Origin of the sequence: Peribacillus sp. YIM B13481, assembly GCF_042787985.1 — a bacterium.
GTDB classification, from domain to species: domain Bacteria; phylum Bacillota; class Bacilli; order Bacillales; family DSM-1321; genus Peribacillus; species Peribacillus simplex_A.
In genome coordinates this window covers 96052-108837 of record NZ_JBHZPE010000007.1, presented here as the reverse complement: position 1 = coordinate 108837, position 12786 = coordinate 96052, and the positions used below count along the sequence as shown (strand labels likewise).

Genomic DNA, 12786 nt, shown 5'->3' with positions numbered 1-12786 from the left:
GTTCTATTTTTCTTCCACCTTAAGCTCTAAAAGATAGGCAGCCAGTGCATTAATATCTGAATCTGAAAGTTGGCCGTAAGTACCGGTCATTGTGTTACCCGGTTTATACTTCTCAGGATCCTTGATCCATTTTTTCACATTTTCTTCCGTGTGATCCAATACGCCAGCTATTTTTTGACGTTCACCGAATGTAGCCAGATTCGGTGCCTGACGAGCAGCCTCAGGCCTGCTGTCATTTGGTGTCACCGCATGACAACCTATACAACTTTGATTAAAGACATCTTCACCCTGTTTTGCTAGATCACCTTCCACGACAGGTTCTTTCGCGGCTTTCATATCTTTAGTCCAAGCTATAAAGTCGCTTTTAGACTTCGGTACGACCTTAAAATCCATCAAGGCATGGGAAGGACCGCAAAGTTCAGCACATTTCCCGTAAAATAAGTTGTTCGAATCTTCTGCCTTTTCACTATCGAATTCTAAGAAAAACTGATTGACCCCATCTGTATTTGTATCCATCTTTCCTCCGGCAGCCGGTATCCAGAATGAATGCTTAACATCAGAAGCAGTAAGATTGAAGTACACTTTTTGATCGGTAGGCACAACCAAATCTTGACTTGTGACAACGCCAAGGTCAGGATATTCAAACTCCCACCAATAAAGATTTGCCCTAACATTCACGACAAGGGCATCCTTCGTTTTTCCATCCTTATCTTTCTTATCCATTGCCTTTGTGTCAGCTAGGTCGAATGTAGTGACGACGGTTGGAACAGCCAGAACAATTAAAAGAAGGATAGGAATAACAGTCCAGATAATTTCAAGTTTATGACTTCCTTCAATTTGTTTCGGTATTGTTTCGTCGCCTTTCTTCCGACGGAAGCGCAGTAAAACTACAACGAACAAAATAATCACAACAATAATTACCAGAACCATGATTAGTGTACTCAATATCAGTAAGTCATACTGAGATTGCGCAACATTGCCTGCTGGCTTCAGTGCGGATAGAAATGGTTCGCCACAGCCCGAAAGGACAAGTCCTACAATTCCCAGCAAAGCAATTAGGCGCCATTTGTGCAGCCTTTTTTTCATAGCTTCAGAAACCCCTCTTTCGTCAAAATTTTCTCACAAAAATAAAAATGGGCGCAATTGCGAATATTCTCTCTATGTCAATTTCTAAAAAAGAAAGAATCCCTAATTTAAGGAATTATTATGATGATTCATGTAACCACCCTTATGAATGATCCTGTTGAAGTTCTCCGTTAATATGTATGAATGGCGGTCAATGCATTATATATAAGGAAGCTGCAGCCTGTAAAAAAACAGGCCGCGCAGCAACTTTTATTTAACAAAAACTAGATGAGTGTGACTATAACCATGGCTACAAATAAAATGGTCATATAATTTAAAGAATAAACAAACATGGATGTAGCCCATTTAACATCATCTTTCTTCCTATACCCCTTAATCCCCAAAATAAGCCAACCTGTGCTCAATAATGCAGCAAGAATAACCAGTGGAGTTCCTAATGGAGTTAAAAAGAATGGAACGAACATTAAACAGACGATCCATAACATGATTGATCTTTTTGCGGCCTTGAACCCTTTTACAACCGGAAGCATTGGTACCCCCGCTGCACGATATTCTTCGACACGCCTCATTGCAAGTGCATAAAAATGAGGAGGCTGCCACAAGAACATGATCGCGAACAGGACCCAAGCGATCGTATCAAGGCTCGGGTCGACGGCAGCCCACCCGATAAGTGGAGGTACCGCTCCTGATATACTGCCTATTATCGTATTCGAGACATATCTCCGTTTAAAAACCATGGTATATAAGACAACATAGGCGAAGACGCCGAATGCACCAAGTATAGCAGTTGTCATATTAGTCAAAGCAAGCAATACCAGTCCTGCAGCAATTAAGCCAAAGCTTAACGCCAATACCTTTGAAGGCTGTACTTTACCAGTTACCGTTGGCCGGTTTTTCGTTCTTTCCATTAAATGATCGATATCACGGTCATAATAATTATTGAAACTGCAGGAACCTGCCATTATGAGCGCCGAACCTGCAAGTGTATAAAACACTACATCAAGATTACTTAAGAAGCTAAGCCCCGAAAAATGAAGGGCTAACCATACGCCGGTAAAAGCTGTAATTATATTTGAATTGACAATCCCCACTTTTATAAGTGCGAGAAAATCCTTCCAAGCTGTTGTTTCCGGTATATCCGATTGAAGGGCGGCTTTACTGTCCTTCATGACAGCATCTGACAAACCCCTTGTTTCTGACATTTGTTTTCCTCCTTTAAATCATTCAGCACAGACGCAAATGCAAAAAATACTTACTTACATATGCTATAGAACATTATTTCATACTTTTTGATATTTGTAACCAAGGAAGCGTACACAAAAAGTAAATTATTTACCAATGGCCGTTGTAAATGGAATCCATCGAGAGCTATCATTCTTAATATCATGCTTAAAAACAGTAAAATTTAGTAAAATCATTTCTTCAATATATTAAAACACATTTTTGGAAGGTTTTGTGAAAATTTTTCGGTTATTTTTTGACCAATTTGTGTCTCAATACTTTCAATTCACTTGTTAGATGTTCATCAAGAACATGAATAGTATGCTGTTATCATCATCCCCTAGGCTCTGTCCCTATTTTGGTCCTACTTGAAGGTTTACACTCCCTTTATTTCTATCAAAGTCTTTTGTAACTTTCAACTATTTCCGGCATTTTAATTAATAGCAATGTTATTAACTGAACTTGTAAAATCATTCTAAATTGTGTAATATCGAGGAAGTTCGACAAATATTATGAAAAATCTTATGCTATTATTAATTTTATTGAACAACCTAATTTGGCTACAGAGAAAAAGGTGGGACTACTAGTGAAATCGTCTCTTAAATGGTTTGCTGTTTTAACTACGATTGTAATGCTTTTCATCTTACTGGGTGGAGCTTTAGTCACGAAGACGGATTCCGGCATGGGATGCGGCAGGTCCTGGCCATTATGCAATGGCCAATTGATCCCAGACAAAATCACGTTAGAATTGGTCATTGAGCTTTCACATCGACTCGTATCAGGTGCCGGGGGTTTCTTGGTTTTAATTTTATCGTATTTGTCCTGGCGAAAAATCGGCCATATCCGTGAAGCACGTTTCTTATCCGTCCTTTCTTTTGGTTTTCTGTTATTACAAGGGTTGATTGGAGCTGCTGCCGTCCTTTGGTCTCAATCTGATTTCGTCCTTGCCCTTCATTTTGGCATATCACTCATTTCCTTTGCTGCCGTCTTTTTACTGACACTATTGATTTTTGAAGTCGACAAGAAGTTCGAAGCCGAAAAACTTATAGTTGATAAACGAATGAAATTCCATATTATTGGCGTATTGATTTTTTGTCTGGTAGTCGTATATACGGGTGCTCTTGTAAGGCATACGGAATCCAGTCTAATCTGTAAGGATTGGCCTTTATGTGTAAATGACAGCCTCGCGCTCCCCTCCAACCTTTATGAGTGGATTCAGATGGGGCACCGTGCAATTGCTGGCGCTATTTTCATTTGGGTTTCCTATGTGGCTTATATTGCAAAAAAATATTACAGGGATCAAAAAGTGTTGTATGGCGGTTGGATTGCTGCATTCATTCTCGTTTTTTTACAGGTTACCGCTGGGGCCTTTATAATTTTCTCAAGGCAGAACTTATATATCGCATTGGCACACGCTTTATTCATTGCCTGCTTTTTTGGTGTAATGAGCTATTTGATGCTACTGACTTCAAGAAGCAAAAAAAATGCCCTGGCCAAGCAAAAAGGGAGCCCCACCCACACGGTCAAAAGGCAGGGTGAACACGATATAACGCCAACGATACCCGCCCGTTAATGTCTGATTGTTCAATCAATAAGATAATAAGGTAAAACAAAAACCACCATTATGGTGGTTTTTGTTTTACCTTAAAGAGAGACTCGAGTGACCCTACATTGCCTAAAAGAGGGTACAGAGCAGCTTGAAACCTCAAGCATACCATTTATACCCGAAATCATTTACAAGCTCACAGTCACGATATTACTTAGTTATTTCAATCAATAAATCACCAGTACTGATCGCTTCTCCATCTTTTACATAGATGTCTTTAATGGTCCCAGAGAATGGCGCTTGTACGGTAGTTTCCATTTTCATCGCTTCCGTAATGATCAGGTGATCACCCTGTTTGACCTGATCGCCTTTCTCTACTACTACACGAATAACCGTACCTGGCATTGTCGCACCGATTTGTTCTTTATTTTTAGGGTCAGCTTTCATTTTTGATATAACGGAAGATTTAATGTTTTCATCCTTGATGATCACTTCACGTGATTGACCATTCAACTCAAAATACACGACCCGTGTTCCATCAGCCAATGGTTGACCGATTGAAACTAATTTAACGATGAGCGTTTTACCCTTTTCAATTTCAACTTCGATTTCTTCACCTAGCCTCATACCATATAAGAAAGTCGCGGTATCAAGGTTGGAAACATCTCCAAACAGCTCAATTGTTTTATTGTAGTCCAAGAACACTTTTGGATATAGGGCGTATGCAAGCGCATCGAAATCAGTGACAGCCCGTCCCAATTCCTTGAATAATTCTTCTTTAAGGGAAGTAAAGTCCACTTCCTCCAATAATTCACCCGGTCTTACTGTTATAGGTTTTTTCCCTTTCAGGATAACCTCCTGAAGCTCTTCAGGGAATCCACCAACAGGCTGACCCAGATAACCTTCGAATAACTCTATGACTGAATCAGGGAAATCGATGGATTTGCCTTTTGTCAGAACATCTTCTTCAGAAAGGTTATTTTGCACCATGAATAGGGCCATGTCTCCTACAACTTTGGATGAAGGCGTTACTTTTACGATATCTCCGAACATTGCATTGACGCGCTGGTACATTTCTTTCACTTCATTCCAGCGATCTCCCAGCCCCACAGCTTTAGCTTGCTGCTGCAGATTACTATATTGACCGCCAGGCATCTCGTGTTTGTACACTTCTGTATGAGGTGCATTCATGCCACTTTCGAAGTCATGGTAGAATTTTCTTACCTCTCCCCAGTATTCGCCTAACCGCTCTAGTGAATCGACTTCCAATTTAGGCTGTCTGCTTGACCCCTCCAGAGCATAATGAAGCGTTTGTACACTTGGCTGCGAAGTAAGGCCAGCTAAAGACCCAATCGCCGTATCAACGATATCCACACCAGCTTCAATCGCTTTTGAATACATGAAAATTCCATTTCCGCTTGTATCATGAGTATGCAAATGGATAGGAAGGGATGTAGTTTCTTTCAGTTCCGATACAAGTCGGTAAGCAGCATCCGGTTTCAAGAGGCCAGCCATATCCTTGATCGCTAAAATATGGGCACCGGCATTTTCTAATTCCACCGCCATATTTTTATAGTATCCGATATTATATTTACTGCGTGATGGATCATTCAAATCCCCGGTATAACAAATGGCCGCTTCCGCAATTTTGCCGGATTGACGGACTGCATCAATAGCCACTTCCATCCCTTTAACCCAGTTTAAACTATCGAAAATCCGGAAAACATCAATGCCAGCATCCGCTGATTTCTCGACGAATTCACGAATGACATTATCAGGGTAATTTTTATAACCAACTGCATTTGAAGCCCTTAAAAGCATTTGTAAAAGGACATTCGGTGCTTTTTTCCTGAAACTTAACAGCCTGTCCCATGGATCTTCTTTCAAGAATCGATAAGCGACATCAAAAGTTGCCCCGCCCCACATTTCCATTGAAAATAAATCAGGAAGGAGTTTTGCTGTAGGCTCAGCGATATCAAGGATATCCTTCGATCTAATTCTCGTCGCCAGTAAAGATTGATGTGCATCACGGAAAGTCGTATCTGTGATCAATACCTCTTTCTGTTCTTTAATCCAATTGATCAGTCCCTCTGCACCTTGCTGTTCAAGTATATTTTTTGTACCCGAGATAAGCGGCAGGCCACCAACATTCGGAATTGGAGCTGGATCGAAAACAGGTTTTTTCTTTTTCTCGACGCCTGGGAAACCATTCACAGTTACATTTCCGATATATGAAAGCATTTTGGTCCCACGGTCTTTTCTGATTGGGAAGCTAAATAATTCCGGTGTTGAATCGATGAATGATGTATCGTATTCCCCATTTATGAATTTTTCATGTTTAACAACATTTTCAAGGAAGGGGATATTTGTTTTAATTCCACGAATCCTGAATTCCTTAAGGTTACGAACCATTTTAGAAGCTGCCTGCTCAAATGAAAGTGCATGAGTAGAAAGTTTAACGAGAAGGGAATCATAATATGGTGTGATGACTGCACCTTGGAATCCATTCCCAGCGTCCAGACGGACACCAAATCCTCCACCGGAACGATATACCATCATTTTCCCGGTATCAGGCATGAAATTATTCAACGGGTCCTCAGTGGTCACCCGTGATTGAATTGCGTATCCATGCGTTTTAATCCCTGCTTGTTCGGGGATCCCGATCTTTTTGCCATGGAGCTCATGCCCTTCGGCTACCATGATTTGAGATTGAACGATATCAATGCCCGTAATCATTTCAGTAATGGTATGTTCAACCTGCACCCGTGGATTGACTTCAATAAAGTAAAATTCGCCATTTGCCACAAGGAACTCGACCGTACCAGCATTTACATAATCAATATTCTTCGCCAACTTGACCGCTGCCTCACAAATCCTTTCCCTTAAATCCTCGGAAAGGGATACGGAAGGTGCCACTTCCACAACTTTTTGATGCCTTCTTTGAACAGAACAGTCACGTTCATACAGATGGACGATATTCCCATGAGTATCAGCCAAAATCTGAACTTCGATATGCTTTGGATTCTGTATGAATCTCTCTACATAGACTTCATCGTTACCAAAGGCTGCTTTAGCTTCTGATTTTGCGCGATCATATGCCTCTTCAACTTCTTCGATTTTTTCGACAATCCGCATTCCACGTCCGCCGCCGCCCAAAGATGCTTTTATAATAATTGGAAAACCGTATTGTTTTCCAAATTCCTTTACTTCTTCAACATTGGTCACCGGTCCCTCGCTACCAGGGATGACCGGAATATCAGCTAGTTCAGCTTGTGTTCTAGCTTTCACTTTGTCACCAAACATATCTAGGTGTCTTGATTCTGGTCCGATGAAGATGATTCCTTCTTCCTCACAACGTTTCGCAAAGTCAATATTTTCTGAAAGGAAACCATAACCGGGATGAATCGCATCAACTCCGCTCATTTTGGCAATCGCGATTATGCCTTCAATATCCAGGTATGCATCAATCGGCTTTTTGCCTTCCCCAACCAAATATGCCTCATCCGCTTTATATCGGTGATAAGAACCATAATCTTCCTTCGAATAGATTGCAACTGTATGAATGTCTAATTCCGTACATGCCCGAAAAATTCGTATCGCTATTTCTCCACGATTTGCCGCAAGTACTTTTTCTATACGTTTCCCCATTGCTACCACCCTAATCAATATGTATTTTTATTGAATATATAGAAAAAAAGCGTGATAGATTCACCACTTTTTATTCATAAGTTTATTTCCCCAAAAGGGAGACCGATCTGATAAGGCTCTTTTTCTTGCTAATGTAATTATTTCGATATATATTAATATTTTCGTTTTTTCATCCATAAATACAAAATAGGAACCTTACCAAATTAGCAAAAGAAAATTTAGTTATTATAATATATTATCAAAAGGTAATCAGTTGGATTTAAAATACAATTAATATAACCATAATACTAAAATAAACTGAATACAATAAAAAAATGAAAAATTACGAACATTCGTAGGTAAACACAAGGAATTCGCTGTTCTTCCGCCTAACGGATCGATTGTTAATTCAACAATGCCACCACCAGGTTTAAATGCTAGAATGAAAGAGTCGATGGGATTAAACCGTACATTGAAAATTCAAAAAACAAAAAATAAAAAAGCCCCATTAAACATATGCACATTTAATTAGTATGACATTATTTAATATAGTATAACACTTTCAACTAATAGATGTACATAAATAAAAAACTCAAACAATCATCGAGATTTGTTTGAGTTAGTATGTTTTATTTATTATTTTTTTAATGATGCTTCATGCAAAACTGACAATTCCTGTTCAAGGGTTTCCAAAAGAGATTTGCCCTCGGTTTCCTCTACCAAGCCTAAGCGTACGGCAAAATCAATTTCTCGTGATAGGCCGAACATTTGTGTATCAAGTACCTCTTCATATAAAGGACATTGAGGCATAGTGAGATTTTCCATTTGAACTTTTATCAGTTTTAGAATCTTGTCAGCATCTGCTTTTAATAAAGCATAAGCTTTTTCTCGATGATTGACAAGCATATCAGATGCCATGTTAAATCCCCCCGCTCAGAGCGATTAAATCTTATCCTTAAATTCTACCTTTAGTTTTATGAAAAAGCAAGGACATTGACAAACAATTTACCATCGAGATAGCACACACACCCCTCAGCTGAAAATAGCCAGATATAGAAATTGTTCACCATCGTGCAGATGTGACATTTCAATTATAATTGATTATAATTATTAAAGAGCAACAGAAAGGAATGAGATATTTGGAACCCATCGTATTTATTAATGGAAAAGTGAAATATCCAATTACGCTAGATCCTGGAGTGTGGATTTTTGATGATCGTAAAGTTGAAATTGATACATATTTCCACGCTGAAAGAGTCCAAGTCAATGAATTAGAAGAATATACGATTGCCGCCTCCAAACACTGGCAAAAAGAAATACAGGAAGGCGCAACAATGCCACCCACATTAAAAACGGAACGAAAATTCGAGAAGCAAAGATTGCTGGAAGGGACCTTCGGCATTCCGTTTGAACCTTTTTTAAAAAATGCGGAACTTGAAAATGGGGTAACTGAAGTCATCGTTACGACCGATGATAAGGAACTTACATTCCCGTTGGAAGTTGCACTTGAATTTTTCCTTGGCTTTTCAAAGAATGGAAAGCCGCTTAAAGTATCCGAGGGTGGTCCTTTGGAAATTTATTTCGGAGATGCTTCCAACATCAATGATCCGATAAAAAATGTACGGTCTTTCACTGTTAAATAAGACTTAGCCCATAATGATCACAAAACTTTAAGGCAATCGGCAAGGGGGACTCCCTTGCCGATTGTATTATAAAAGTGTTGCAGCGAGTTGGGCCAATCCCGATCTTTCCCCTTTTATCAATTTAACATGGCCTGCAATACGCTCGGTCTTGAATTTTTCAACCACATAGGTCAACCCATTATTATATTCATCTAAATAAGGATGATCTATTTGCTCAGGATCTCCCATTAATACAATTTTGCTCCGCTCCCCGACTCTCGTCAATATGGTCTTAACCTCATGTTTTGTTAAATTCTGGGCTTCATCGATGATGATGAACTGATCTGGGATGCTCCTTCCCCTGATATATGTCAGGGCTTCCACTTCAATCGAACTCATGCCAGCTAAAATGGCATCCAATTCCCCTGGTTTTTTCGTATTGAACAAAAATTGAAGATTATCAAAAATAGGCTGCATCCACGGTCTTAACTTTTCTTCTTTTTCCCCTGGCAGATAACCAATATCCTTACCAACCGGCACAATTGGCCTGGCGACCAGAAGTTTCTTATATTGTGACAAATCTTCAGTTTGCATTAATCCTGTTGCCAATGCCAATAAAGTCTTACCTGTCCCTGCCTTACCAATAAGCGTCACAAGTTGAATATCCGAACGAAGCAGCAAATCGAGGGCCATCGTCTGCTGGACGTTTCTCGGTTTAATTCCCCAAATATGTTCCCCTTCATACATCAATTTCTTAACCAACCTGCAATTCTCATCCACAATCCCAATCGCAGAAGCTGAACTGCCCAGCGTGTCCTTCATCAAAAGGAATTGATTTGGATAATAGGAATCTTTTGTAAGTTCTTCAAGTGCCAAAAAACTTTTCTCATAAAACTTATTCAGATTATCAATTGATACAAATACTTCTTTATGGCCACCGTATATATGATCCATTTCTACGACACGATCATTTAAAAAGTCCTCTGCCTCGAGTCCGATTGCATCGGCTTTTACCCTGACGAGAGTATCTTTGCTAACCAAAATGACCGTTTTCCCATTTTCCTTTGTCTCTTCTTCCAAAGATAAATTTTTTGCGACAGCCAATATTCTGTTATCATTCGTTTTCTCCACGAAAATTTCCTGAAGCTTATGAAATGAACGGTGATTGAGTTCAATTCTTAGGCTGCCCCCATTATGAAGCGGAATGCTTTGATGAAGCTTCCCTTTTTCACGGAAGCTGTCGATCAATTTCGATACTTGCCTGGCATTCCTTCCGATTTCATCCATATACCTTTTCTTCGAATCCAATTCTTCTAGTACGACTGCTGGAATGACAACTTCATTATCTCCGAATGAATAAATCGAATATGGATCCTGCAACAGGACATTCGTATCTAAAACATAGATTTTTTTCCCCAATATGACGCCTCCTGCCTGCTCTTTAGGATATGCCTTACCATTTACTACACTAAGCAGTTATGTAGCGGACGAGACTGTTGATAAAATATATGTTCCTTTGCATAAAGATAGAAGAACATTTACAGACTATAAAGAAAACTTCCAGCAAAGAATGCTTTACTCAACATGGATTACATCCTGCTTCGCTTCATTTTATACTTATATGCATCAGACTTAGCCGGTGTGGACAGGCTGTAACTAATGATAAACATTAAGGAGGTTGTACATTGCAAAAAATCATATTGTCACTCGCTGCTTTTCTGCTGATGACAGGTTGCTCAATGAATAATAAAAATGGAGCGTCTGAAAATAATGCTAAAAATAATATAACAAAAGTCAATAACTCGACCATCCAGGAAACAGACAGAACTACAGGTCAGGAAACAGCACAGAGACTCACAGGTTTGGCTAAATCCATTCCGGAGGTGAACGATGCCACGGCAGTCGTACTTGGCAAATATGCCATTGTCGGAATAGATATTGACCAAGATATTGAGCGTTCACAGGTAGGAACGATTAAGTATTCAGTTGGAGAAACTTTAAAACACGATCCTAACGGTGCAAATGCCATCATCGTTGCGGACCCGGATTTAAATGAACGGATCAGGGAGGTAGCCAAAGATATTAAAGACGGTAAACCGGTAACAGGGATACTAAATGAATTGGCTGATATCACAAGTCGAGTCATTCCTGAGGTTCCTGGTGATATTTTAACCCCAACGCCTTCAAAGGCCATCGATAAGGAAAAAAATAAACTTGATAATTCGGAAAGGAAAAAACTTGATAAAGAGCAAGATGATCAATCCAATCACTATAAAGAATGAATTTTCCCAACCCGAAGTGAATCTTCGGGTTTTTGTCTACGATAAAATGTAGTTTCACTTTATCCTCGTTTTACCATAAAATTATTGGTATACTTAAAAGCATATTCAAATTGAAGTGGGGTTCAAATTATATGAAGGTTAAATGTGTAATATGCGATCAAATCGAATCTATACCTGACGATAGCCCAGAAGCAAAGAAACTTCGTAACCGTCCTATACATACCTATATGTGCAATGCATGCAATCAACGCATAGAAAAGCGTACGAACGAACGGATTGCAACTGGGAACTTCCGTCTTTACCGGACAATCAAAAATGAAGATGAATGGTAAAACATTTTATAAAGTTTCCCTGATTGGTCTCATAAATGGAATCATGCTTGGATTTGCAATGAAGTTGGTTGAAATGTTTTCTGGTAAACAAGTCTATAAACTGTTATTGAATGTGGATTTCCTTCCTGTAATCGGAGCTGTTCCCTGGAGTGAGGCATCATTGTACTTTTTCCATCTTCTATTCTCACTGGCAATTACGTTTAGTTACGTTTATATCCTTCATCCCTTGAAATTTTTCAGGGAATGGAACAAATACACACTTGCTTTTCTCACGATTATTCCTGCCATCATGCTTTACTTTCCATTATCGGCGCTGTCCATAACAGAAGTTGTCCTTCCTTCTGATTTGACAGCCTTCTTTTTGTGGTCACTCTTACATCTTTTTTATGGACTATTCCTCCCTAAAGCAATATAAAAAGAACCGTGCGGGAAATCGCACGGTTCTTTTTATCATCACTCGATATTTTTATACTTTTCTGGCTCAAGCTGAATTTGGTCTAGCATGATATCAATCAATTCGATCGGAAAACGCTGCTTTTTCATTTCGTCTCCCAATAGATACTCGACGAAATAAAAAGGTTCCGTTTTTGAAACTGAATCGATGATTACCTGATGATGGGCTTTCAACATCTGCATGAAAAACATTTCTGTATCGCGGGCAGCTGTATCATCAGGCCTTGCATCACAGACAACTTTGATTGTCAACCAATTGTATAAAGCATCCTGTAATGATTTCATCGTCTTAAGCCTGTTCTTCTTTTCTCGAATTATGAAGACGGATTCTATAAATCCCAAGAACAAGTGAAGCGATGACTAATGCTTCCCCCATAGGAAGAAACACCGCAAAGAAAGAAAGAAGGGTACATCCAAGTGCCATTACCGCATAAATGATCACATTTTTTAGCAAAGGTAACTTTTTGGCAAAACCTAACTGATAGACAAGGATGCATAATCCAAAGATCGTCAAATATAGATACCACATTCCTGCTTCAGGATTTTCATCCACTCTGTACAATGCTGCAAAAAATGATAATCGCTCTTGGATATCCAATCTTTTCTCCTCCTCTTGC

General features: G+C 39.3%; 12 protein-coding genes. 5 read left to right on the top strand and 7 right to left on the bottom strand.

Annotation, left to right across the window (positions count from 1 at the left end; genetic code table 11):
- Window positions 1-3 precede the first annotated feature (3 nt).
- On the bottom strand, window positions 4-1086 hold the full coding sequence (gene coxB / locus ACFX4X_RS07115; RefSeq protein WP_284471328.1) for a cytochrome c oxidase subunit II: 1083 nt from the start codon (window positions 1084-1086) through the stop codon (window positions 4-6).
- A gap of 263 nt (window positions 1087-1349) precedes the next feature.
- The gene (gene cyoE / locus ACFX4X_RS07110) at window positions 1350-2288 is read right to left on the bottom strand and encodes a heme o synthase (protein ID WP_284471329.1); all 939 of its coding nucleotides are present in this window, start codon (window positions 2286-2288) and stop codon (window positions 1350-1352) included.
- A 605-nt stretch (window positions 2289-2893) separates the two neighbouring features.
- Between cyoE and ACFX4X_RS07105 the strand changes: the two genes are divergently transcribed.
- Window positions 2894-3880 (top strand): COX15/CtaA family protein, encoded by a 987-nt coding sequence (locus ACFX4X_RS07105; RefSeq protein WP_089362391.1) that lies wholly within the window; start codon window positions 2894-2896, stop codon window positions 3878-3880.
- 183 nt (window positions 3881-4063) lie between these two features.
- Here ACFX4X_RS07105 and pyc read toward each other — a convergent pair whose 3' ends face one another.
- On the bottom strand, window positions 4064-7501 hold the full coding sequence (pyc, locus tag ACFX4X_RS07100; protein WP_377382670.1) for a pyruvate carboxylase: 3438 nt from the start codon (window positions 7499-7501) through the stop codon (window positions 4064-4066).
- Window positions 7502-8116: 615 nt separating this feature from the next.
- Window positions 8117-8398, bottom strand: a complete 282-nt coding sequence (locus ACFX4X_RS07095) for an Fpa/YlaN family protein (protein WP_034313996.1) — start codon at window positions 8396-8398, stop codon at window positions 8117-8119.
- A gap of 221 nt (window positions 8399-8619) precedes the next feature.
- Between ACFX4X_RS07095 and ACFX4X_RS07090 the strand changes: the two genes are divergently transcribed.
- Window positions 8620-9123, top strand: coding sequence for a peptidyl-prolyl cis-trans isomerase (locus ACFX4X_RS07090; RefSeq protein ID WP_284471331.1), 504 nt, complete (start codon window positions 8620-8622; stop codon window positions 9121-9123).
- 66 nt (window positions 9124-9189) lie between these two features.
- Here ACFX4X_RS07090 and ACFX4X_RS07085 read toward each other — a convergent pair whose 3' ends face one another.
- A complete protein-coding gene (locus ACFX4X_RS07085) occupies window positions 9190-10521 on the bottom strand; it encodes a PhoH family protein (protein WP_061462288.1) in 1332 nt (443 codons plus the stop codon).
- A 266-nt stretch (window positions 10522-10787) separates the two neighbouring features.
- Here ACFX4X_RS07085 and ACFX4X_RS07080 point away from each other — a divergent pair, with 266 nt between their 5' ends.
- The 3 genes from ACFX4X_RS07080 to ACFX4X_RS07070 all read left to right on the top strand — a co-directional run bounded on the left by ACFX4X_RS07080 (window position 10788) and on the right by ACFX4X_RS07070 (window position 12131).
- Window positions 10788-11384 (top strand): YhcN/YlaJ family sporulation lipoprotein, encoded by a 597-nt coding sequence (locus tag ACFX4X_RS07080; RefSeq protein WP_284471332.1) that lies wholly within the window; start codon window positions 10788-10790, stop codon window positions 11382-11384.
- Between the two features lie 131 nt (window positions 11385-11515).
- Window positions 11516-11716, top strand: coding sequence for a YlaI family protein (locus ACFX4X_RS07075; RefSeq protein WP_061462287.1), 201 nt, complete (start codon window positions 11516-11518; stop codon window positions 11714-11716).
- On the top strand, window positions 11700-12131 hold the full coding sequence (locus ACFX4X_RS07070) for a hypothetical protein (RefSeq protein WP_284471333.1): 432 nt from the start codon (window positions 11700-11702) through the stop codon (window positions 12129-12131). Before ACFX4X_RS07075 ends, ACFX4X_RS07070 begins: the two co-directional genes overlap by 17 nt.
- A 38-nt stretch (window positions 12132-12169) precedes the next feature.
- On the opposite strand, the gene ACFX4X_RS07065 is transcribed toward ACFX4X_RS07070, so the two are convergent.
- Both ACFX4X_RS07065 and ACFX4X_RS07060 read right to left on the bottom strand, forming a co-directional pair.
- Window positions 12170-12454 carry a hypothetical protein gene (locus ACFX4X_RS07065; protein ID WP_377382668.1) on the bottom strand — a complete coding sequence of 95 codons (285 nt, stop codon included), beginning with the start codon at window positions 12452-12454 and terminating at the stop codon, window positions 12170-12172.
- A gap of 4 nt (window positions 12455-12458) precedes the next feature.
- Window positions 12459-12767, bottom strand: a complete 309-nt coding sequence (locus ACFX4X_RS07060) for a YlaH-like family protein (RefSeq protein ID WP_053345193.1) — start codon at window positions 12765-12767, stop codon at window positions 12459-12461.
- Window positions 12768-12786 lie beyond the last annotated feature (19 nt).